Annotated in this window: 19 protein-coding genes; 6 read left to right on the top strand and 13 right to left on the bottom strand. The window is 67.5% G+C overall.

Going from position 1 to position 22,095, the window contains the following annotated elements; genetic code table 11:
• Positions 1–93: 93 nt before the first annotated feature.
• From R2707_18320 to R2707_18295, 6 genes are all read right to left on the bottom strand, one after another.
• Positions 94–894, bottom strand: coding sequence for a hypothetical protein (locus R2707_18320; GenBank protein MEZ5247051.1), 801 nt, complete (start codon positions 892–894; stop codon positions 94–96).
• Between the two features lie 212 nt (positions 895–1,106).
• Entirely contained in the window at positions 1,107–2,813 is a 1,707-nt protein-coding gene (locus R2707_18315; GenBank protein MEZ5247050.1) for a hypothetical protein, read from the bottom strand.
• 91 nt (positions 2,814–2,904) lie between these two features.
• The gene (locus tag R2707_18310) at positions 2,905–5,394 is read right to left on the bottom strand and encodes an AAA family ATPase (GenBank protein MEZ5247049.1); all 2,490 of its coding nucleotides are present in this window, start codon (positions 5,392–5,394) and stop codon (positions 2,905–2,907) included.
• 90 nt (positions 5,395–5,484) lie between these two features.
• The gene (egtD, locus tag R2707_18305) at positions 5,485–6,468 is read right to left on the bottom strand and encodes an L-histidine N(alpha)-methyltransferase (protein ID MEZ5247048.1); all 984 of its coding nucleotides are present in this window, start codon (positions 6,466–6,468) and stop codon (positions 5,485–5,487) included.
• Positions 6,465–7,730: an ergothioneine biosynthesis protein EgtB gene (egtB, locus tag R2707_18300; GenBank protein ID MEZ5247047.1), complete on the bottom strand. Its 1,266-nt coding sequence runs from the start codon at positions 7,728–7,730 to the stop codon at positions 6,465–6,467. The genes egtD and egtB overlap by 4 nt, the downstream gene beginning before the upstream one ends.
• A 168-nt stretch (positions 7,731–7,898) precedes the next feature.
• Positions 7,899–8,516, bottom strand: a complete 618-nt coding sequence (locus R2707_18295) for a hypothetical protein (GenBank protein ID MEZ5247046.1) — start codon at positions 8,514–8,516, stop codon at positions 7,899–7,901.
• 66 nt (positions 8,517–8,582) lie between these two features.
• Here R2707_18295 and R2707_18290 point away from each other — a divergent pair, with 66 nt between their 5' ends.
• Positions 8,583–9,470 carry a hypothetical protein gene (locus R2707_18290; GenBank protein MEZ5247045.1) on the top strand — a complete coding sequence of 296 codons (888 nt, stop codon included), beginning with the start codon at positions 8,583–8,585 and terminating at the stop codon, positions 9,468–9,470.
• Positions 9,467–9,856 carry a GntR family transcriptional regulator gene (locus R2707_18285; GenBank protein ID MEZ5247044.1) on the top strand — a complete coding sequence of 130 codons (390 nt, stop codon included), beginning with the start codon at positions 9,467–9,469 and terminating at the stop codon, positions 9,854–9,856. The genes R2707_18290 and R2707_18285 overlap by 4 nt, the downstream gene beginning before the upstream one ends.
• 4 nt (positions 9,857–9,860) lie before the next feature.
• Here the strand turns inward: R2707_18285 and R2707_18280 are convergent, their stop codons facing one another.
• From R2707_18280 to dnaK, 4 genes are read right to left on the bottom strand one after another with little or no spacing between them, the layout of a single operon-like run.
• Positions 9,861–10,247 (bottom strand): helix-turn-helix transcriptional regulator, encoded by a 387-nt coding sequence (locus R2707_18280; GenBank protein ID MEZ5247043.1) that lies wholly within the window; start codon positions 10,245–10,247, stop codon positions 9,861–9,863.
• 2 nt (positions 10,248–10,249) lie between these two features.
• Positions 10,250–11,365, bottom strand: a complete 1,116-nt coding sequence (dnaJ, locus tag R2707_18275; GenBank protein MEZ5247042.1) for a molecular chaperone DnaJ — start codon at positions 11,363–11,365, stop codon at positions 10,250–10,252.
• A gap of 49 nt (positions 11,366–11,414) precedes the next feature.
• Positions 11,415–11,960 (bottom strand): nucleotide exchange factor GrpE, encoded by a 546-nt coding sequence (locus R2707_18270; GenBank protein MEZ5247041.1) that lies wholly within the window; start codon positions 11,958–11,960, stop codon positions 11,415–11,417.
• On the bottom strand, positions 11,957–13,789 hold the full coding sequence (dnaK, locus tag R2707_18265; GenBank protein ID MEZ5247040.1) for a molecular chaperone DnaK: 1,833 nt from the start codon (positions 13,787–13,789) through the stop codon (positions 11,957–11,959). Before dnaK ends, R2707_18270 begins: the two co-directional genes overlap by 4 nt.
• Positions 13,790–14,008: 219 nt before the next feature.
• On the opposite strand from dnaK, the gene R2707_18260 reads away from it, so the two are divergent.
• Complete coding sequence (locus R2707_18260) at positions 14,009–15,724, top strand: right-handed parallel beta-helix repeat-containing protein (protein ID MEZ5247039.1); 1,716 nt, start codon at positions 14,009–14,011, stop codon at positions 15,722–15,724.
• 3 nt (positions 15,725–15,727) lie between these two features.
• Here the strand turns inward: R2707_18260 and R2707_18255 are convergent, their stop codons facing one another.
• Complete coding sequence (locus R2707_18255; protein ID MEZ5247038.1) at positions 15,728–16,537, bottom strand: SDR family NAD(P)-dependent oxidoreductase; 810 nt, start codon at positions 16,535–16,537, stop codon at positions 15,728–15,730.
• 45 nt (positions 16,538–16,582) lie between these two features.
• On the opposite strand from R2707_18255, the gene R2707_18250 reads away from it, so the two are divergent.
• Both R2707_18250 and R2707_18245 read left to right on the top strand, forming a co-directional pair.
• Positions 16,583–17,341, top strand: coding sequence for a phosphoglyceromutase (locus R2707_18250; GenBank protein MEZ5247037.1), 759 nt, complete (start codon positions 16,583–16,585; stop codon positions 17,339–17,341).
• Position 17,342: 1 nt separating this feature from the next.
• Positions 17,343–17,534, top strand: a complete 192-nt coding sequence (locus R2707_18245; protein ID MEZ5247036.1) for a hypothetical protein — start codon at positions 17,343–17,345, stop codon at positions 17,532–17,534.
• 85 nt (positions 17,535–17,619) lie between these two features.
• Here the strand turns inward: R2707_18245 and R2707_18240 are convergent, their stop codons facing one another.
• Positions 17,620–18,939, bottom strand: coding sequence for an ammonium transporter (locus tag R2707_18240; protein ID MEZ5247035.1), 1,320 nt, complete (start codon positions 18,937–18,939; stop codon positions 17,620–17,622).
• A gap of 269 nt (positions 18,940–19,208) precedes the next feature.
• Positions 19,209–19,712 (bottom strand): winged helix-turn-helix domain-containing protein, encoded by a 504-nt coding sequence (locus R2707_18235; GenBank protein ID MEZ5247034.1) that lies wholly within the window; start codon positions 19,710–19,712, stop codon positions 19,209–19,211.
• A gap of 115 nt (positions 19,713–19,827) precedes the next feature.
• Between R2707_18235 and R2707_18230 the strand changes: the two genes are divergently transcribed.
• Complete coding sequence (locus R2707_18230; GenBank protein MEZ5247033.1) at positions 19,828–22,095, top strand: heterodisulfide reductase-related iron-sulfur binding cluster; 2,268 nt, start codon at positions 19,828–19,830, stop codon at positions 22,093–22,095.

The following is a 22,095-nucleotide window of genomic DNA, read 5'->3' as shown; positions in this document are numbered from 1 at the left end:
ACGAAAACGGCGAAGGGCGAGGCGCAACGGCCTCGCCCTTGCTGTCCAGGGTGCGGGAGTTCGCCCGGGGGCGAGCGTGTGACTCCGGTGGGGTCAGCCCGTGAAGGTGGGGGTGCCGACGACCGGATCCGGGTCGGGCATCTCCTGCACCTGGGGCAGCACCTGCGTCGGAACCGTCGAGGTCGTGGGAACGAGCGAGGTCGTCGTGGTCGGCGCCTCGGTGGTGGTCGTGGTCGGCGCCTCGGTCGTGGTCGTGGTGCTCGTGGTCGGCGCCTCGGTCGTGGTCGTGGTGCTCGTGGTCGTGCTCGTGGTGGTCGACGTCGTCGTGGTGCTGGTGGTGGTGGGCGGCGTCAGATCGGTCACGCCGATGCACGCAGGCTGCACCGACTGGGCCTCGCCGATCGCGAGAATCGCAGCGTTCCCCAGGTGGGCGTGGATGGCACGGATCGCAACGGCCTCACGGTCGAGCACCACGGTGCCCACCGATCCGGTCCAACTCGCCTCTTCGACGAAGTCGACGAGGTCGCCGGACATGGCGGTGGTCGCGATCACCGCACCGCCGGAGTCGAGGAACTGGAGCACGAACTGCTCGAAGTCCTGTGCTGCGGTGCCGGTACGGCCGGGATAGCCGTCGTAGGCGGCGGTGTTCACGGCGTAGTCGCCCGCCGGGAGGGCAGCCGAGACGGTCAAGGAGCGCGGATACCAGCTGTTGCCGATCACGATCGTCGCCGCACCGCCGGCGTTGAAGCCCACGTTCGGGAAGGCGATCACCTGGTCGGCGCCGGCGCAGTACGCGGCACCGTCGGCGGCCGCGGCGCCACTCATCTCCACAGGCGCCAGCATGACGGCAGCAACGGCTGCGGTGGTGATCGCGGCTTTGGTCCGGGTCAACATTTGGAAACCGACCTCTCGGAGGTGTGCAGTGGAGGGAGTGGAACAGGGTCGGTTTCGCTCTGGCTCACCGTCGGACGAAGCGACCAATTACTGTCCGACGGGTCGTTGCCTCCCCGTGAGATCAGGCTACGAGGGGCCCGACCGGGGTCACAATAGGCCGCCCGGACCAACAGTTGTGCCCAATGGCCACCGCACTTCGGATGACCGAGGGTTCAGAGTGCGCCGGCCTTGAGCGGCCAGGGCAGCACACCGGCGGCTGTCGAGAGCACGGCGAAGACGACCAGCGACGCCGCGATGGGTCCGGCACGACTGCTCTCGGTATCGCAGCTGATCCTGCCGACGACGATCGCCTCGGTGGATGTCGAACGGGAAACGGTCAGGAGGGCATCGTCGCCGCCCAACGACACCGGAACCGAGCGATCGCCGGTCCCGTCGATCGCGACGACCCCGGCGACGGCGCCGTCGAGGAGCACGACGAAGCGTTCCCGGCCGATCCCTTCGCGGCGCACGGACACATCGGCGAGCGAACGCGGACAGTCGGGCTCGACGACGATGCGGACGTCGGCGCATTCCGGCGCCGCTCGTACCGATGTGGCGCACGTGCCCGGGGCACCGTCGACTCCCGTGCCGCCATCGCCCGGCCCATCGGTGTCGCCGTCGTCGCCGGTCGCCGGGTCCGTCGGCGGGCAGATGTTGTCGACCGTGACCCGCATGACATCGTTGCCGTCGCCGTCGATCACCCGGATCGGGATGACGTCGGCGTCTCGGACCGGCACCTCGACCTGGATGGTCGAGCCGGCCTCGAGGACGACCTCGGCGATGACGGCCACTCGTTCGTGCACGACCATGAGTTCGGCGGGGTCGCCGGCATCGTTGCCCAACACCACCACGAGCACCCCGGCGGCGCAGTCGAGAACGGTCGTTGCCGTCGGGCGCGCGGGTTCGTCGCAGTCGACCTCGACCGGCGTGCGCAGATAGGTCGCACCGGTGGAGGAGTCGGTGACACGGATCTCGCTGGCGCCCTCGACATCGCCGATCGCGAGGGTGCTGGTCGTGGTCGAACCGGCGCCGACGGCGACTCCCGACTGCACGGTGGCGAGCGGAAGGGCGACGTCGACCGTCGCCGCGGTGTCGCCGTCGTTGCCCAACAGGACGTAGACGCGGTCGGCGAGGCAGTCGACGACCGCGGAGGCACGGATCCCGGGAGGGGTCGGCGTGGGCGGCGCGGGTCTTGCGGGCGGGGCCGTCGTCGTGGTCGGGGCCGTGGTCGTGGTCGGGGCCGTGGTCGTGGTCGGCGCCATCGTCGTCGTCGTGGTCGGCGCCATCGTCGTCGAGGGCGGCGCAACAGTCGTCGTCGTCGGGGCCGTCGTGGTCGGGGCCGTCGTGGTCGGGGCTGTCGTGGTCGGCGCCGTCGTCGGCGGTGCCGTCGTGGTCGGTGGAGGGACCCGGGTGAACGAGACACAGTCGGCCGTCACCGAGTTGGTCCCGTCCGGAGTGCTCGGTGCCGCGTGGCGCACCGTGAACCGCGTGACGCCGGCGGTGCTCACGAACGAACCGAGGGAGTCGGCCACCTGGGCCGACTCGACGCCATCGGCCAGATCCGTGGTCGGGCCGAGGACGACATGGCCGGCGATGTCGAGCAGCCATTGTTCGTGGAGCTGCAGACTGGCACTACGGCCGACATAGGCATCCGACGAACTGGTCCGGACCGTCCATTCGCCGGGCGGCAGCGGCTCGCTCAGTGTGAAGCCGTAGGTGTCATGGCCGGATCGGGACCACACGGCGACGTCGAGCGCGACAACGACGTCGCCGGCGCACCCGCCCGTCGTGGCCGCCGCCGGTGCCGAAGCGCCGAACAGCATGCCGGTGACGAGCAAGGCGACGCCGGACAGCAGTTTCCACAGCTGTCGCAGCTTCACATCGCTCTCCCGTACTCCTGGCAGAGAACGTAGTGGTCGATCCACTCACGGAGGGTGATGCTGCGGGCGCCGGCGGCACCCGCCCGATCGATCAGGCCAGCACGAACTCCCGGTTGTCCACAGGGCCGTCCACAGTCACGGTCACCGTGTCGCCTTCCTGGTACGTCCCCTCGAGGATCGCGATGGCCAGCGGGTCTCCGATCGCCCGTTGGATCAGTCGCTTGAGGGGTCGGGCGCCGAAGGCCGGTTCGAACCCTTCGGTGGCGAGGAGTCGCTTGGCGTCGTCGGTGACCTCGAGGGTCAGGCGGCGATCGGCGAGGCGACCGGCGAGACCCGCGAGCTGGATGTCGACGATCTGGACGAGGTCGTCCTCGGTCAGCGAGCGGAACCGCACGATGTCGTCGATGCGGTTGACGAACTCGGGCCGGAAGAAGTCCTCCGGCTCACCCGGAAGGTTCGAGGTCATGATCAACACGACATTGGCGAAGTCGACGGTGCGACCCTGGCCGTCGGTCAGACGACCGTCGTCGAGCAGCTGCAGGAGGACGTTGAACACGTCGCCGTGCGCCTTCTCGACCTCGTCGAGCAACACCACCGAGTACGGGCGACGCCGAACGGTCTCGGTGAGCTGCCCACCCTCGTCGTAGCCGACATAACCCGGAGGCGCTCCGATCAAGCGGCTCACGGAATGCTTCTCCATGTATTCGGACATGTCGATGCGCACCATCGCCCGCTCGTCGTCGAACAGGAACTCGGCGAGCGATCGGGCCAGTTCGGTCTTGCCGACACCGGTCGGGCCGAGGAACAGGAAGCTGCCGATGGGACGGTGAGGATCGCCGAGCCCGGCCCGGGACCGCCGGATGGCGTTGGCGACCACGGACACGGCGCTGTCCTGTCCGACGACGCGCTTGTGGAGATGGTCCTCGAGGCGCACGAGTTTTTGGACCTCACCCTCGAGAAGCCGAGACACGGGCACACCCGTCCAACGGCTCACCACCTCGGCGATGTCCTCCTCGTCGACCTCTTCTTTCAGCATCGACGACTCGGCCTGGATCTTGTCGAGTTCGGTCCGGGCGACGCCGAACTGCCGCTCCAACTCGGGGATACGTCCGTAGCGGAGCTCGGCCGCCCGCTCGAGGTCGGGCTCACGTTCGACTTCACCGCGGACGAACTCGAGCTCCTCGTTGATCTCGCGCAGCGCGGTGATCGCGTCCTTCTCGGCCTGCCACGTGGCGGTCATCCCCGCCAGCGTCTCGGTGAGATCCGCGTGTTCGCGGTCGAGTTCCTCCAACCGCTCGGCCGAGGCGGCGTCGGTCTCCTTCGCCAGGGCGAGCCGCTCGATCTCGAGCTGGCGGATGCGGCGCTCGACGACGTCGATCTCGGTCGGCACCGAATCGATCTCGATGCGCAGGGATGCACTCGCCTCGTCGATCAGATCGATCGCCTTGTCGGGGAGGAAGCGGCCGGTGAGATAGCGGTCGCTCAACACCGCGGCGGCGACGAGGGCGGAATCCTGGATTCGCACACCGTGGTGCACCTCGTAGCGCTCCTTGAGCCCGCGGAGGATGGCGATCGCGGCTTCGACGGACGGCGGCTCGACGAGCACCTGCTGGAAGCGGCGCTCCAGAGCAGGGTCCTTCTCGACGTACTTGCGGTACTCGTCGAGGGTGGTGGCGCCGACCATGCGGAGCTTGCCGCGGGCCAGCATGGGCTTGAGCATGTTGCCGGCGTCCATGGCACCTTCGGCGCCGCCCGCACCCACGACCGTGTGCATCTCGTCGACGAACGTGATGATCTCGCCGTCGGCGTCCTCGATCTCCTTCAGAACGGATTGGAGTCGTTCCTCGAACTCACCGCGGTACTTCGCCCCGGCGACCATCGACGAGATGTCGAGGCTGATCAGGCGCTTGTTCTTCAGCGATTCGGGGATGTCGCCCTCGACGATGCGGGAGGCGAGCCCCTCGACGATCGCGGTCTTGCCGACACCCGGTTCGCCGATGAGCACCGGGTTGTTCTTGGTGCGACGCGAGAGCACTCGGATGACACGGCGGATCTCGTCGTCACGGCCGATCACCGGGTCGAGTTCGCCGTTGCGGGCGGCTTCGGTGAGGTCACGACCGAAACGTTCGAGGGCCTGGTACTCGTTCTCCGGCGTCTGGCTGGTGACCCGATGGCTTCCCCGCACTTCGCGCAGCGCACCCAGAAGGGTCTCACGATCGACCCCGATCGCGTGGTCGAGCGCGAGGAGCAGGTGTTCGGTCGAGAGGTACTCGTCGGCCAGGACTTCCCGCACCTGGTCGGCGGCCTCGAGGACCTCGCGCAGTTCCTTCGAGATCTGCGGGTCGGATCCGTAGGCATGGGGCAGCTTGGCAAGCGCATCAGCGGCGGCGTTGCGTGCCGACGGGACATCGACACCGACCTTGTGGAGCATGGGGAGGACGATCCCCTCCGACTGACCGAGCAGTGCGGTCAGCAGGTGGGCGGGAACCACTTCGGGGTGCGATGCGGCGCGAGCCGACTCGCTGGCGGCCGAGAAGGCCTCGGTGGTCTTGAGTGTCCAGCGATTCGGATCGAGCGCCATAGGGGGACCTCCACGGTCGAGTCGAGAAAACCTGAGTGCAATGGACTCAACTTTGCCGGGAGGGGTTCTATTCCCGCCCCACCACGACGGTCAGCGCAGAACCGACAGACTCACGCCGAAGTCGCCGGCGACGTCGGTGAACCAGTGCTCGATCTCGAGCCCGACGGCCGCGAGTTCCTCGGCCAGCAGCGGAAGCCGGAACTTCGCGGACACCTCGGTTCGCAGGTACTCCCCTTCCGAGAAGGCGATGTCGAGATCGAGGGCATCGACGCGGACCTGCTGGGCGCGCCGGCTGCGCAGGCCGAGGTCCATCCATTCCTCGTGTGGGTCCCAGGTGGCCTCGTGGTCGAACGAGTCGACGTCGAAATCGGCGTGGAGTTCGCGATTGAGCACCTCGAGCACGTTCTTGTTGAACGCCGCGGTGACCCCTTGGCGGTCGTCGTAGGCGAGCTCCATGCGCGCCGGGTCCTTCACCAGGTCCGTGCCGAGGAGGAACCGGTCGCCCGGCTGCAGCAGGTCGACGATCCGCCGCAGGAACTCCGCGCGGGCCTCGGTCGGATAGTTCCCGATCGTGCCGCCGAGCAGCACGATCATGCGTCGCTCGCCATCGCGGGGAATCCGCCCGAGGTGCCGATCGAAGTCGCCGACGACCCCGTGCACGGCGAGACCCGGATAGGCCTCGGCCAGCGCGTCGGAGGTCGTGCGGAGGAACTCCTCACTCACGTCGAACGGGATGAACCGATGCAGACTTCCCTGGTCGCGACCGGCATCGAGCAGGGCGCGGGTCTTGTCGGACGTACCGGCACCGAGCTCCACGATCGTGTGGGCCTCGGCCCGCTCGATGATCGTCGCGGCATGGCGCAGGAGGATCTCTCGCTCGGCGGCGGTCGGGTAGTACTCCTCGAGCCTCGTGATCTGATCGAACAGCGCACTGCCGGCTTCGTCGTAGAGCCATTTCGGCGGCAGTTCCTTGCACCGGCGGGTCAAGCCGTCGCGGACGTCGTGTCGCAACGACGCGGCCAGATCATCGGGCCCGAGATGGACGTCGACGACGACCTCGGGGAGGTGGATCATCGCGCACCCCCGTCGTCGGCGAGCCGTACGCCCGCGAACACCCAACGCGAATGTGTCGGGAAGAAGTTGCGATAGGTGGCGCGGACATGGTCGCCCGGGGTGACACAACTCCCGCCTCGCAGGACCTGTTGGTCGATCATGAACTTTCCGTTGTACTCGCCCACCGCCCCGGCCGCAGGCCGATAGCCCGGGTAGGGGGCATAGGCACTCGACGTCCATTCCCACACGTCGCCGTAGAGCTGTCGGACACCGTTGCCCGCTGCGCGGGTCGGATGCAGCGCACCGCCGGGAAGCAGGTTGCCGTCGACGGCACGAGCGGCGGCATGCGCCTCCCACTCGAACTCGGTCGGGAGGCGCGCCCCCGCCCAACGGGCGAACGCGTCGGCCTCGAAGTAGCTGACATGCGCCACCGGCTCACCGGGGTCGACCGGGCGGGTGCCGGTCAGCGTGTGCACGACCCAACCGTCGTCGGTTCGCGACCAGTACATCGGGGCGTCCCATGCCTCGGTGACGACGGTGTGCCAGCCGGCCGAGAGCCAGAGCGCGGGATTCGCGTAGGCGTCGTCGGCCATGAACTCGAGCCACTCACCGTTGGTCACCAGCCGGTCGGCCAGCCGGTGCGACGGGACGAGGGCCTGATGGCGGGGGCCCTCGTTGTCGAAGTGGAACCCGTCACCGGTGTGACCCACCTCGATGATGCCACCCGGGTGTGCGATCCAGCCCAGGTCCGGGACCGAGTCGGCCGGCGGCGCGGGCCGCGGGTCGTAGGCCGGTGAGAAGGGATTGCGCGAGAGCACGTGCTTGATGTCCATCAGCAGCAGTTCCTGGTGCTGTTGCTCGTGGTGGAGCCCGAGCTCGATCAGCGCCGCGACGGCGGGATCATCGCCGACCTCGGAGTCGATCAGTCGGCGCATCTGCTCGTCGACGAGGCGGCGATACTCCCGCACGTCGTCGTTGCTCGGCCTCGTGATCAACCCCCGATCGGGGCGGGGGTGACGGGCTCCGACGGCCTCGTAGTAGGAGTTGAACAGATAGCCGTAGTACTCCTCGACCGGTTCCACGCCATGGGGAATCAGGAGGAACGTCTCGAAGAACCATGTGCTGTGGGCCCGGTGCCACTTCGTCGGGCTCACGTCGGGCATCGATTGCACGACCTGGTCCTCGGGGCTCAGCACCGAGGCCAGTGCCTCGGTCTGGTCGCGGACCGCGTCGTAGCGGGCCGCGAGGGTGATGGTCGCGAGGTCGGTCACTGATGCCCGCATGCCGCTGCCTCCCACTCGCGATCGCGAATCGGTCCGAGATGGATCCAGGTATGCACAGACATGGTTCGCACAGACATGAGTTGCACAGACATTGGTGAGGCCCTTCGTTGGTTCGGCGCCTCCATCCAAACCCGACAAGTGCCCGCCGCAGTCCCTCGAACCCGGATTTCACTCCGACGACACGCAGGCGCCCTCTGAGATCGCGGTCGGCCAGGCACCCTGCCCGGTGGCGTCGGAGGCGGCGAAGAAGTCCGTCCCCACGACTCGCCGATGCTCGAACCAGGAGAACGGGCCGTCGGCGATCGCCACCGTCACCCGAGCAGGGCCGACCTGGTTCGCGAGCAGACCGCAATCGGTGATCTCGAAGAACGCCGTGATGTCGACGGGGCCGTCGGGACGTACCCGCACCGGGAACACGCCTCCGTCGATGTCGGCGATCCCCAGTTCGTCGCTGAACGGCGCGGTCGTGTAGCCGAGCAGGCGAAGACCGTCCGGCACGTCGAACCCCTCGGTGATCTCGATGTCGACTGCGGATCGGGACTCGACCCGGAATCCCAGATGCACCGGCCCGTCGCCACCCCAGCTCGCGAGATGGGTGGAGATCTCCGGATTGGCGATGCCGGTGCTCCACCCCCACCCGACGCCCGCGACCGCCGCCGCGAAGAGCAGCCAGAGCGCGGCTCGCCGCCAGCGGGCGGCCGGTGCCGGCACGAGCGCGTCCAGAACTTCGGGCGGGATCGTCGATCGCGCCGTACCTCGAGCGATGTCGCTTGCCTCGTCGGTCATGTTTGTCATATTGTCCTAGGACAATAGGTCAAAGCAAGCCCTTTCATCCCGAACCCGAGGAATCCGATGGCACTCGCTTCGCTCTCCCTGATCGTGATCGCCGCGATCATCGCCATGACGGTCCGGAGTTCATCCGTGTCGGTCGCCAACCTGGGCACGTTGACCTCCACCGGTCCCGAGCGAGCGCTCTACGAACGCTTCTTCGCCCGCTCCCGCCGCTACCGGCTGGCCGGAGCGATCGTCGGGTGGACCCTCGCGCTGCTCATCGCCACGATCGCCGCCGACCTCGGACAGGACGACGGATGGAGCCTCGACCTGACCCTCGTCGCCTCCGTGGCACTCGGTGGTTCCGTCGCCGGATCGATCGTGGCCGAGGTGTTCCGCTTCCGCCGTCCGAACGCCACGCGCATCGTCTCGCTCGATGTCCGGACACCGCACGACTACGACGACGCGGTCTCGCTCGAGCGGGAACGGGCCGTCGCCGCAGCCGCGATCGCGGCGGTCGCCCTGTCCGCAGTTCTCGACGCCGCCGCAGTGGGCGTCGTGGCCCTCGCCGCGATCGTCGTGGCCCTGCGCGGCATCCGCCGATGGTCCGTGACCCGGATCGCGCTGCGGCCTCGTCCCGCGCTCCCCGCCGAGCTCGCAGCTGCCGACGACGACATCCGGCGGATGGCCGCGTCGGTCGGGCTCGGGCGACCCGTCGTCACGCTGGAGTTGATCGTCGTCTCGTGGCAGTACCGCCTACTCACCCCCGGGCTCACCATCCTGAACTGGGCCACCATCGCGTGCCTCGTGGTCGCGTTCGTGTGGTGGCGACGGAACCGTTCGTTCGGCATGACGGAAACGGCACGGCGCGTCGGACTCCAACCGTCCGGGGCACGGGTCGTGTCATTGGTCCTCGCCGGCGTCGGGATCCTCGCGCTCATCACCATCACACTGAGAATCGCGACGTGATCCTCCACGTCGATGCGAACGACCCGGTGCCGGTCTACGAACAGATCCGCAGCCAGATCGAACGCATGGTCGCGTCCGGTGCGCTCCGCGCCGGCGTGCAGCTCCCCACCATTCGCCAGCTCGCCGCCGACCTTGGACTGTCGAAGGGAAGCGTCGAGCGGGCGTTCCAGCTCCTCGAGAGCGAGGCGCTCATCGAGACACGAGGGCGCGCCGGCAGCTTCGTCCGCTCGCCCCGCCCGGCGGCTGCTGCGCAGGCGGAGGCGGCACTCGAACAGGCGAGCGACTCCTTCGCCGTCGCCGTGTACCAGCTCCACATCGACGACGACGCCGCGGTGCAGGCGGTGCGCGACGCACTCACCCGGCTGCGGACCCGATCGCTCGGCTGACGCCTCAGCCGCTCCGGGCCCGCCGGTAGAGCGTGATGCTGCGCGGCGGCATGGGAACCAGATCGCGGCGGTACTGGCGATGCACCTGGTCGACGGCGACCGACGTCGCCGTTTCGCGATGGGCGAGCTCGGCTTCGAGCTGCGCCACCCGGGCCTCGAGATCGAGCACCCGCTTCACGCCGGCGAGATTGAGACCGTCGTTGGTGAGCTCCTGGATCCGCTGGAGCAGGGCGATGTCGGCGTCGCTGTAGCGCCGACTACCGCCGCCGGTGCGGGCCGGATCGACGAGGCCCTTTCGCTCGTAGATCCGAAGCGTCTGGGGATGCACCCCGGCGAGCTCGGCAGCGACGGAGATGACGTAGACCGCGCGATGGAACCGTTCGTGATCCATGATCAGACTCCCAGGTGAGATCGGGGCGACTCGGGCGACGCCGCAGCGAACGCCTCGATCGCCCGGCGCTGTTCGTCGGAGAGTGTGGGGGGCACCGACACGACGACCGTGGCGAGGAGGTCGCCGGCACCGGCCTTGCCCCGCAGACGGAAGGTCTTTCCGGTGGCGGTTCCGGGCGGGATCCGGATCGTGACGGGATCGGCATCGAGGGTCGGCACCTTCACGTCGGCGCCGAGAGCCGCCTCTGCGAAGGTGATCGGCACATCGATCGTGAGGTCCTTGCCCGAACGACCGAACAACGGATGATCGGCCACCTTGACCCGCACGTAGAGATCGCCGGGAGGACCACCGGCACGGCCGGGACCGCCCCTGCCCTTGAGGCGGATCTTCTGGCCGGACTTGACCCCGGCCGGGATACGGACCTTGACATCGCGCGGGCGAACCTCGACACCGATTCCGCGACACGTGGTGCACGGATCGGTGATGATCGTCCCGCGACCGCCGCACGCCGAGCAGGGTCGACTGAAGGAGAAGAGGCCCTGGTTCTCGTCTTGGACGCCTTTTCCCTTGCAGACCCTGCAGGTCTCGGGCTTGGAGCCCGGCTTCGAGCCGGTCCCGGCGCAGGTGTGGCAGGTTGCCTCGCTCGTCAGCGTGATGGTGGTTTCGAGACCCTTCACGGCGTCGTCGAAATCGAGGGTCAGGTCGGCTTCGAGGTCGACACCTTGCTGGGCACGAGACTGCTGCTGCGGACCGCCGCGGGGGGCGCGCCCGCCTCGGCCGAAGAGCCCACCCAGCAGATCTCCGATGTCGTCGAAACCGACATTGAAGCCACCGTCGGGGCCGCCACCGGCACGGCCGAACCCGCCGGCCATCGGGCCGAGACGCCGAACCTCGTCGTACTTGGCCCGCTTCTCCTCGTCGCCGACGACGTCGTAGGCGGACGACACCTCTTTGAAGCGTTCCTCCGCGGCGACATCGCCGGGGTTGGCGTCGGGGTGCAGCTCACGGGCGAGCTTGCGATACGCCTTGGTGATCTCCTTGGCCGAAGCCTTCTCATCGACGCCGAGCGTCTTGTAGTAGTCCTTCTCGAACCATTCCTTCTGGGGTTCTGCGGCCATGTGTCACCTCCTTCGTCTCGTCACTCGCCGGTCGTCGACGCCGTGATGCTCAACCCTTGACCCGGACCATTGCTGCTCGCAGCACGCGGCCGTTCCACGCGTACCCCTTGCGGAGCACCTCCGCGACGACGGCGACCTCCTGGCCTTCGTCGCCCGGTTCGCTCATCGCCGCCTCGTGGCGGTTGGGATCGAAGGGCTCGGACTGGTCGGAGATGAGCTCCAACCCCGATCCCTGCAGGATCCCGTGGAGCTGGGCGGCGATGGGCTCGACGCCCTCGACGCCCTGGTGGGCTGCCGCGTCGCACGCGTCGAGCACGGGGAGGAGCGCCTCGGCGACCCGCGACCCGGCTTGGGCGGCGATGTCGGCGTTGCGCTTCTCGGTCTGCTTGCGGAAGTTGGCGAAGTCGGCGCTGACCCGCTGGAGATCGGCGAGATGCTGGTCCCGCTCGGCGGTCACTGCTTCGAGGGTCGCGACCAGTTCCTCGACCGTCAGGGCAGCGCCGTCGACGCCGTCCGGGCCGGATGCGGGGGGCTCATCCGACCCGGACGGGTCGATCGTCGCGGCCTCGTCGGGCTCGCGTTGGTCGTTGCTCACGATGCCTCGCCGTCGTCCTCGATGATCTCGGCGTCGACGACCTCGTCGTCGTCAGGGGTGCTCGCGGCCGACTCTGCCTGGCGCTCCTGCGCCGCGGCCGCTTCGTAGAGACGCTGGCCGAACTCCTGGCTGGCCGACATCAGACCTTCGGTGGCGTCCTTGATCGCCTCGAGGTCGGTGCCGTCCAGCGCCGTCTTGAGACCCTCGAGCTTCGCCTCGATGGTCGACTTCTCGTCGTCGCTGACGTTGTCGGCCTGGTCCTTGAGCAGCTTCTCGGTCTGGTAGACGAGGGTGTCGGCGGTGTTGCGGATCTCCGCCTCTTCCTTGCGCTTGCGGTCCTCCTCGGCATGCGCCTCGGCGTCCTTCACCATCTGCTCGATGACGTCGTCGGAGAGCGAGCTCTGACCGGTGATGGTCATCGACTGCTCCTTGTTGGTCGCGTTGTCCTTGGCGCTGACGTGGACGATGCCGTTGGCGTCGATGTCGAAGACGACCTCGATCTGGGGCACGCCGCGGGGCGCCGGGGGCAGGTCGACGAGCTGGAACTTGCCGAGCGTCTTGTTGTACTGCGCCATCTCCCGCTCACCCTGGAGCACGTGGATCTCGACCGACGGCTGGTTGTCCTCGGCCGTGGTGAAGGTCTCGCTCTTGCGGGTGGGGATGGTGGTGTTGCGCTCGATCAGGGTGGTCATGACACCGCCCTTGGTCTCGATGCCGAGCGACAGCGGGGTCACGTCGAGGAGCAGCACGTCCTTGACCTCGCCCTTGAGCACGCCGGCCTGGACGGACGCACCGATCGCCACGACTTCGTCGGGGTTGACGGTCTTGTTGGGCTCGGAGCCGGTGAGCTCCTTGACCAGTTCGGTCACAGCGGGCATTCGGGTCGAACCACCCACGAGCACGACATGGTCGATCTCGCCCTTGCTGAGTCCGGCGTCCTTGATGGCCTGCTCGAAGGGCTTGCGGCAGCGGGCCAGCAGGTCGGAGGTCATCTCCTGGAACTTGCTGCGCGTCAGCTCGTAGTCGAGGTGCAGCGGACCGGAATCGGTCGCCGTGATGAAGGGAAGGTTGACGTGGGTCGACTGGGTCTGGCTCAGTTCGATCTTGGCCTTCTCGGCCGCTTCCTTCAGACGCTGCGCGGCCATCGGATCGGACCGGAGATCGACGCCGTGGTCGTTCTTGAACGAGTCGGCGAGCCAGTTGATGACGGCATCGTCCCAGTCGTCACCGCCGAGCTTCGTGTCGCCGGCGGTCGACTTCACCTCGAACACGCCATCGCCGAGCTCGAGCACCGACACGTCGAAGGTGCCACCGCCGAGGTCGAACACGAGGATGGTCTGCTCGGTCTGCTCCTTGTCGAGGCCGTAGGCCAGCGCGGCCGCCGTCGGCTCGTTGATGATGCGCAGGACCTCGAGCCCGGCGACCTGACCGGCCTCCTGGGTCGCGGTGCGCTGGGCGTCGTCGAAGTACGCGGGCACCGTGATGACGGCCTGGGTGACCGTGTCGCCCAGGTACTCCTCGGCGTCACGCTTCAGCTTCATGAGCACGCGGGCCGAGATCTCCTGGGGGTTGTAGGCCTTGCCATCGATGTCGATGGTCCAGTTGGTGCCCATGTGGCGCTTGACCGAACGGATGGTGCGACCGGGATTGGTGATGGCCTGCCGCTTGGCGACCTCACCGACGAGGACCTCGCCGTCCTTGGCGAACGCCACGACGGACGGAGTGGTGCGGGAGCCCTCGGCATTGGGGATGACGACGGGGTCGCCGCCCTCGAGGACGGAAACGACGGAGTTGGTGGTGCCGAGATCGATACCGACTGCCTTGGGCATGGAACACGCTCTTTCTCTGGTGTCTGGGGGAGTACAGGTGCTTGAACCGCACCATACCGACCGAAATTCCCATCAACACCGAAAAGTTGAGTGTGTTGTTATCAGGTTTGGCGGCTCGCCCGAACGCCGGCCCGACGACGCAGGGTGGCGAAGAGGACGCGCCGCGATCAATACTGCGGGATGCGACGTTGCGTGGTTTCCTGCCCGACAATTCTCGCGTTGGCGGTTCTCGGCATCCTGGGACCGATCACGCCGGCCGGCGCCGGGGACGACGCCGAGGCGTCGACCGCCATCGCACTCGACTGCTCCACCGCCGATGTCCGTCACGAACTCACCACGAGCACCGATCTCGATCCGGGCTGCGTGTGGACCGGAGGGTTCGACATCACGGCTTCCGACGTCGTCCTGGATTGCCGCGGTGCCCTGATCCGCAGCGACGGCGGCGGCCGCGGCATCGAGATCTCGTCGCCGACGGACACGGCGATGAGCGACGTGGTGGTCCGCAACTGCCGAGTCGAGGGGTTCCTCAACAACCTCCGCGTCACCCGTGTCGGCTTCCGCGACCTGCAGCCGGGGGTCGAGTACGACAACGGCTTGACCGGGGTCGTCATCGAGGACAACGAGTTCCGGAACTCACGTGGCGTCGGGGTGTTCATCGACGGCTACGTGAGCGATGCCACGATCCGCGACAACGTGATCGAGGGCACGGGCAGTGCGGGTATCTATCTGGAGACCGGCAGCCGTCGTACCCTCGTCGAGGGGAACCGGATCCACGACAACGGGTATCGCGAGAACGGCCCCGGCGGCCAGGTCGACGAGTTCGGCGGCCTGCGGTTCCGGTGGTGGGGAATCGGGCGGGAAGGACTCGCCATCGACGGCAGCTACGAGAACGTCGTGGTCGGCAACTCCTTCGAGGGCAACAGCCACGGCGGCATCCTGCTCTACACGAACTGCGGAGAGTTCCCGGATTCCGGCGTGTGGTTCGACCGTCGCTGGCCCTCGGATCGCAACCTGATCGAGGGCAACACGTTCACCGGCGGACTCAACGGCGTGTGGGTCGGTCAGCGCATGGCGGAGAACACCCTCCCGATGGAGTGCACCAAGCCCGCCTTCCTCGAGGGCCCCCTCCAGCGCGTCACCCGCGACTACGCCGCCGACAACACGATCGTCGGCAACGAGTTCGTCGACGTCACGTATCCCATCCGGGTCGAGGACGACGGCACGACGATCGAGGGCAACACGATCAGGTCGGGCGACCCGTCGCACCACGGCATCATCGTGGGAACGGAGTACCGCACCACCGTGCTCGGCGAGCCGGTCATCCGGACGTCGATCGTCGGCAACACTCTCGACGTCACCGGCAACGAGAGCCCGATCCGCTGGATCCACGGCTTCGACCAACTGACCGTCGAGGGCAACACGAGCCACGGCCGGCCGGTCGGGATCTGCGAGGGAACCCAACCTCCCCGGTTGGGCCTCATCTGGGTGATCGCCGCGACCTTCGAACCGCTGGGCGCACCGATCTCCTCACCGCCGGCCGACCTCTCCCACCCCGTTCTCGGTCCGCTGGAACCGTGCGAGGTGCCCGACACCCCGGCAGTCATCCCCGGCAGCGCCGAGGTGACCGAGGGCGATGGCGTGATCACCATCCCCGTCCGACTGTCGCACCCGTCGGATCAGACGGTCCGGGTCGACTGGCACACGCCTCCCGTGCAGGCCCCGGGATGGGCCGAGTTGGGGACCGACATCGCTCCCGGCAGCGGCGTGGTGACGTTCCAGCCCGGCCAGGTCGATGCCACGATCGAACTCGAACTCCTCGACGACGACGTGACCGAGCCGTTCGAGTGGGCGGGAGTGCTGTTCCGCAATCCCACCAACGCCCGCATCGGCGGATGGTGGGGCATCGGACTCGGCTTCGTGAACGACGACGACTGAGCGTCAGCTCGGCGCGCCCGGGCCCCGACCCCGCTCGACACCCTTCCGCAGCATCCGGGCGACCGCGCCCAACGGCATGAAGTTCGACGCGAAGCGCGCCGGACGAGCCGCGTTGCCGAACACCACCCGCCGACGGTTCTTCCGGATCGCCTCGATGACCTTGACCGCGATCTCGCTCGGCGGGGTGGTGAGCAGATCCTTCGCATCCGCCTCGGCGGTCGTGCCCTTCACGATGTTGGTGGCGATACCGCCCGGATGCACCAGGTGGACCTGGATGTGGGACCCGTCGAGTTCCGCCATGAGCGACTCGGTGTAGCCCCGAACCGCGAACTTGGTCGCGCAATAGTCGGCATTGCCGGGCACACCGATCATCCCGAAGATGCTCGACACGTTGACCAGTGCGGCCTCGCGGTTGACCTGGAGCTGGGGCATGAAGGCGAGCGTGCCGTGAACGACACCGTAGAAGTTGACCGAGAACACGCGGTCGAGGTCCTTCACCGAGGTCTCGACCCCGGGCAGCATCGAACCGGCGATGCCCGCGTTGTTGATCACCACATGGGCGTTGCCGAGCGCGGCCCTCGATCGATCGGCGAAGTCGTTCATCGCGTCCTCGTCGGCCACGTCCACGACGGCGGAGAACACCCGATCGCCACCCGATCGCCGCAGCGCATCGACCGTCTGCTGCAGACCGACCGGGTCGATGTCGCAGAGCGACAGCTTCGCCCCCTCCTTCTCGAACTCGATCGCGTAGGCCCGACCCATGCCGGAGCCCGCGCCGGTCACGACGACGACCTTGTCGGTGAAGCTCTTCATGGCCGCCTTTCTAGCCCGAACGCGTCGGCGGATAGCCTGCAGCCCATGTACGACCTGATTCTCGTCCGCCATGGGCGTTCCGAATGGAACGAGCTCAACCTCTTCACCGGTTGGTACGACTGCCCGCTGATCGAGAAGGGGCGGGCCGAAGCCCGTGCTGCCGGCCCGATGCTGACCGAGGCGGCTCTGCTCCCCGACGTCGTGCACACATCGCTGCAGCAGCGAGCGATCGAGACCGCCGAACTCATGCTCGCCGGCTGCGACCGTCGCTGGATCCCCGTCCGTCGGAGCTGGCGGCTCAACGAGCGGCACTACGGCGACCTGACCGGTCTCGACAAGGCTGCGACCCGCGAGAAGTTCGGCGATGAGCAGCTCCACATCTGGCGACGCAGCTACGACACCCCGCCACCGGCGATCCGTGACGACAACGAGTACAACCCCAACCACTCGGCCGCCTACGCCGAGCTCCCTCCGGAGCTGCTGCCGAAGACCGAATGCCTCGCCGACGTGGTCGAGCGCATGCTGCCCTACTGGTTCGACGGCATCGTGCCCGACCTGCGGGTGGGCCGGACCGTGCTCGTCGCCGCCCACGGCAACTCGCTGCGGGCGCTCGTGAAGCACCTCGACTCCATCCCCGACGACGAGATCGCCGAACTCAACATCCCGACCGGGATGCCGCTGCACTACCGACTGGACGGCGACATGCGTCCGGTCGAGTCGAAGCACCCCCTCGAACGGGCGCTCGACCCGGCGGCGGCCGCCGCCGGCGCCGCTGAAGTCGCCGCCCAGGCCGGAGGTCACTGACATGCTCGGCATGGGCGCGTTCAACGGCATCGTCTTCATCGTCTCGGTCGCGATCGTGCTGGTCGGGGTGGTGTTGGCACTCAAGGACCGCGAGCGGGTCTGGACCCTGGGGATGGCCGTGACCACCGCCCTCTACGCACCGCTCGGTGTGGTTCTCGCGATCCTCTACATCGCCCGCGTCCGCCGCATCTGAGCCCAGCCCGGGACGCGAAACGACCCCGGGACGCGAAACGACCCCGGGAGGGGGGATCCCGGGGCCGCTTCGGTGGGTTGGAGACTCAGGCCGAGTGGGCGCCGAGCTGCTCGACGCCGTAGCCGGCAGTGCCGTGCTCGGCGACATCGAGGCCCATGACCTCTTCCTCTGCGTCGACTCGCAGACCGAGCGTCATGTCGATGCCCTTGAAGACGATGAAGCTCGTGATGCCGACCCAGGCGATCACGATCAGGACCATGAGGCCCTGCACCAGCAGCTGCTCGATGCCACCGCCGTAGAAGAGACCGTAGTTCTCGGTGATGCCGCCGCCACCGAGGAAGGCGTCGTCGTACTTGGCGAAGAGGCCGATGGAGAGCGTGCCCCAGATGCCGCAGACGCCGTGCACCGAGATGGCGCCGACCGGATCGTCGATGCGGATCTTGTCGAAGAACAGCACCGCGAAGACCACGATGATGCCACCGATGAACCCGATGACCAGGGCGGCCCAGGGCTCGACGGTGCCGACGGGCGCCGTGATGGACACGAGGCCGGCCAGTGCGCCGTTGCCGGCCATGGCCACGTCGGCCACACCCGTCTTCAGCCAGATCACCAGGGTTGCACCCAGCGTGCCGGTCGCTGCCGCCATCAGCGTGTTCATGGCGAGGAACGACAGGAGGCCGTCGGCCGCCAGCTCGGAACCGGCGTTGAAGCCGAACCAACCGAACCAGAGGATGAAGACGCCGATCACCACGTAGGCGATGTTGTGACCCGGGATCGCCTGCGGCTTGCCGTCGGGGCCGTACTTGCCGATGCGTGGACCGAGCATTGCGGCACCGACGAGGGCGGCCACACCACCGGTGAGGTGGACGATGGTCGAGCCGGCGAAGTCGGAGTAGACGTGGTCACCGATGTTGATCTGGGCGATCATGCCGGTGCCCCAGGTCCAGTGCACGACGACCGGGTAGATGAGGCCGGTCATGAAGGCCGAGAAGATCAGGTAGCCCGTGAACTTCGTCCGTTCCGCCATTGCACCGGAAACGATGGTGCTGGCCGTGGCCGCGAAGACCACCTGGAAGAAGAAGTTCGTGGCCGGGGTGAGCCCGGCCGACAGGTCGAACAGAACGGCCGGATCTCCCGAATCCTTGAAGAAGAAGTCGTTGAGACCACCCCACAAGCGACTGTCGCTCGTCCCGTAGGCGATCGACCAGCCGATGATGAAGAACGCCGTGGCGCCGATCGCCATGTCAGCGAGGTTCTTCGCCATGATGTTGGCGATGTTCTTGGCTCGGGTGAGACCGGCTTCCACGAAGCCGAACCCCGCCTGCATCAAGAACACCAGCGCACCGGCGACCACGAGCCAGAGGTTGTCCATGATCGCCTGCGTGGTGGCATTGGCAGCCTCCACGTCGGCAAGCGTGACCTCAGCCTCCTGAGCTCCGGCCGGTCCTATCAAGAAGAGCGTCGTCCACAAGAGCGTCCCGGCGCCAACAGCGACCCCGAGCTTTCCCCTCTTGAGCAGTGCTCTCTTTCCGTACTTCGTCCGCATGAGATTGTCCCTTCCTTACGGCGATGGAAAGGAACGTAGAAGCCGCAGATTTCCGGATTGTTCGGCTTCTGTTACCCGTTGCGCACCGTCGCGTTGCCGGGAAGAGTCAGAAACCTGAACCAATTCTTTCAGCCGGTGGCTGCCGCGACGGCCGGCTCCAGGAGGTAGCCACGGGCCCGAACGGTCCGGATCGACAGTCCGGCCTCGGCGAGTCGGCGACGCAGGCGGAGCACATGCACGTCGAGCGCGTTGCGGCTCGCGTGCCCGCCGGGCCACCCTGCCTCGGAGAGTTCGGGCCGGCCGACGACCGCCCCGAACCGGGCGATCAGGAGCTCGGCGAGGCGTGCCTCCACAGGCGGGACCGCCGTGTGCGCGCCATTGAACCGCACGACCCCGTACTCGTCGATCTCGGGCGCACCCTCTCCCGCAGCGGCGGCGCGCCGGGAGAGTCCCTCGACGCGTGCCCGCAGGTCCTCCTCCGGGGCAGGCACCCGGATCCAGTCCTCGTACTCGTCGGCGACGACCGGCGGGGGCGCACCCTCGTCGACCAGCAGCAGTCGCGGCACACGGGCACCGCGCAACTCCGGGAGACGGTCAGCCTCGGCAGGCCATCGAATCAGCGTGATGTCCATGACCCCACGCTGACAGCCATGGATTTCGCCATTGTTTCGCCGAGATGAACCGTGGGCCTGATCGATTCTCCTGGATGCGCACCCGCTCCGGAGAGAGAGGTATCTTTGCCACGCCATGAATTCGCGCCTCAAGCCCCATCATCTCGTCATCGCTCTCGGTGCCGGGATCGCACTCTTCACCGCCACCTCGGGCGTCATCCCGAGCATCACCAACTGGCACGACGAGAGTGCAGTGCAGCGCGAGGTCTTCGAGAACGTGCCGACCGGGCTGAAGCTCACCTTCTACACGGTGATCCCGCTGCTGCTCGTCTATGGCGCCTACATGTTCGCGATGCGGGTGAAGAACTGGGAACGAGGCCGCCCCGACAACCGCCGCACCACCCTGAAGAACGCGCCGAAGCGCGCCAAGGACTTCCGCGCCGGCGTCTACATGCAGACCCTGCTGCGCGAACCGGGCGCCGGGATCATGCACTCGATGATCTATTTCGGCTTCCTGGTGCTGCTCGCGGTCACCACGGTGCTCGAGGTCAACCATCAGGTCCCGGAGAGCATCAAGTTCCTCCACGGCGACGTCTATCGGGCCTACGCCATGGTCGGCGACGCGGCCGGTCTCGTCTTCCTGGTGGGCATCGTGTGGGCCATCGTCCGCCGCTACGGCCCGTGGAGCTGGCGTCCCTACCGCATCCGCATCAAGAGCAAGCCCGAACACGCGGTGATCCTGGGCGTGTTCTTCGCCATCGCCGTCACCGGCTTCGGCGCCGAGATGTTCCGTATCGCCGAGCAGGGCCTGCCCGAGTTCGAGAAGTGGAGCTTCATCGGCTACCCGCTCGCCGACCTGGTCGACGGCTGGGACAACGTCGCCGGTTGGCACCAGGCCTGGTGGATCGCCCACGTGCTCAGCTTCATCGCGTTCCTGGTGATCCTCCCCACCACGATGCTGCGCCACATGTTCACCTCGCCGCTCAACATGTATCTGAAGGACAAGGACCGTCCGAAGGGCGCGATGAAGCCGATGCCCAACCTCGTCTCGGGCGAAACCGAGCTCGAGACCTTCGGCGCCTCCGTCATCGAGGACTTCACCTGGAAGCAGCTGCTCGACACCGACGCCTGCACCATGTGCGGTCGGTGCACGTCGGTGTGCCCCGCGCACGCCACCGGCAAGCCGCTCGACCCGCGCGAGATCGTGCTGAAGACCGGCGAGGTCATGGCCCGCACCGGCGATCCGGCCGTGTCACCCCCGATCGGGGTCGACGGCGACATCACCGTTCCGGCCAACTGGATGTTCGACCGCATCACGCAGGACGAGCTGTGGGCCTGCACCTCGTGCAAGGCGTGCGACGAGATCTGCCCCGTCAACATCGAGATCCTCGACAAGATCCTCGACATGCGGCGCTACCTCACGCTGATGGAGTCCGACTTCCCGTCGGAGCTCGGCAACGCGTTCCGTTCGATGGAGAACTCGGCCAACCCGTGGGGCATGAGCCAGAGCGAACGGGCCGACTGGGCCAACGGCATGGACGGCATCAACATCATCGACGGCTCCGATCCGATCGAGGCCGAGTACCTCTACTGGGTCGGCTGCGCCGGCTCGTTCGACGACAAGAACAAGAAGGTCACCCAGGCGATGGCCAAGCTCATGCAGCGCGCCGACGTCGACTTCGCCATCCTCGGCCCGGCCGAGAACTGCACGGGCGACTCCGCCCGCCGCTCGGGCAACGAGTACCTCTTCCAGATGCTCGCGAGCCAGAACATCGAGACGCTCAACACCATGGGCGTCAAGAAGATCGTCACCCAGTGCCCCCACTGTTTCAACACGCTGGCCAACGAGTACCCGCAGCTGGGTGGTCACTACGAGGTCGTGCACCACTCGCAGTTCCTCGAATGGCTGGTCGACCAGGGTCGCCTCGATCTCGACGGCGCCGAGCTCGAGGAGCGCGTCGTCTACCACGACAGCTGCTACCTCGGTCGCCACAACGACGTCTACATGGCCCCCCGCAAGGTGCTCGGCAAGCTCGGTGGCATCGAGATCGTCGAAGCCGAACGCAACGGCACCAAGGGCATGTGTTGCGGCGCCGGCGGGGCCCGCATGTGGATGGAGGAGACCGTCGGCGAGAAGGTCAACGACGTCCGGGCCAGGGAACTCGTCGAGACCGGGGCCACCCGGGTCGCGACGGCCTGTCCGTTCTGCTACGTGATGATGGACGACGGTGTGAAGGCCGCGGGCAAGGAAGAGGACGAGGTCCGTGTGGCCGACATCGCCATCCACGTGCTCGGTGCCATCGAGACCGGCGAGACCAAGCGAGCCGAAGAGGAGCTGGCCCAGCAGGCCGAGCTCGCCCAGCTGTCGGGTGCCGTCAAGCCCTCGGCCGCATCCGAGGACTGA

The sequence above is a fragment of the Acidimicrobiales bacterium genome, from assembly GCA_041394245.1.
Taxonomy (GTDB): Bacteria; Actinomycetota; Acidimicrobiia; order Acidimicrobiales; family Aldehydirespiratoraceae; genus JAJRXC01.
This window is presented reverse-complemented; position numbering and strand designations above follow the sequence as displayed.

Bases quoted from the DNA above. Each gene is read 5' to 3' on its own strand.
- R2707_18320 (MEZ5247051.1), bottom strand. From the start codon at position 894: ATGTTGACCCGGACCAAAGCCGCGATCACCACCGCAGCCGTTGCTGCC.
- R2707_18310 (MEZ5247049.1), bottom strand. From the start codon at position 5,394: ATGGCGCTCGATCCGAATCGCTGGACACTCAAGACCACCGAGGCCTTC.
- egtD (MEZ5247048.1), bottom strand. From the start codon at position 6,468: ATGATCCACCTCCCCGAGGTCGTCGTCGACGTCCATCTCGGGCCCGAT.
- egtB (MEZ5247047.1), bottom strand. From the start codon at position 7,730: ATGCGGGCATCAGTGACCGACCTCGCGACCATCACCCTCGCGGCCCGC.
- R2707_18295 (MEZ5247046.1), bottom strand. From the start codon at position 8,516: ATGACCGACGAGGCAAGCGACATCGCTCGAGGTACGGCGCGATCGACG.
- R2707_18290 (MEZ5247045.1), top strand. From the start codon at position 8,583: ATGGCACTCGCTTCGCTCTCCCTGATCGTGATCGCCGCGATCATCGCC.
- R2707_18280 (MEZ5247043.1), bottom strand. From the start codon at position 10,247: ATGGATCACGAACGGTTCCATCGCGCGGTCTACGTCATCTCCGTCGCT.
- dnaJ (MEZ5247042.1), bottom strand. From the start codon at position 11,365: ATGGCCGCAGAACCCCAGAAGGAATGGTTCGAGAAGGACTACTACAAG.
- dnaK (MEZ5247040.1), bottom strand. From the start codon at position 13,789: ATGCCCAAGGCAGTCGGTATCGATCTCGGCACCACCAACTCCGTCGTT.
- R2707_18255 (MEZ5247038.1), bottom strand. From the start codon at position 16,537: ATGAAGAGCTTCACCGACAAGGTCGTCGTCGTGACCGGCGCGGGCTCC.
- R2707_18250 (MEZ5247037.1), top strand. From the start codon at position 16,583: ATGTACGACCTGATTCTCGTCCGCCATGGGCGTTCCGAATGGAACGAG.
- R2707_18245 (MEZ5247036.1), top strand. From the start codon at position 17,343: ATGCTCGGCATGGGCGCGTTCAACGGCATCGTCTTCATCGTCTCGGTC.
- R2707_18235 (MEZ5247034.1), bottom strand. From the start codon at position 19,712: ATGGACATCACGCTGATTCGATGGCCTGCCGAGGCTGACCGTCTCCCG.
- R2707_18230 (MEZ5247033.1), top strand. From the start codon at position 19,828: ATGAATTCGCGCCTCAAGCCCCATCATCTCGTCATCGCTCTCGGTGCC.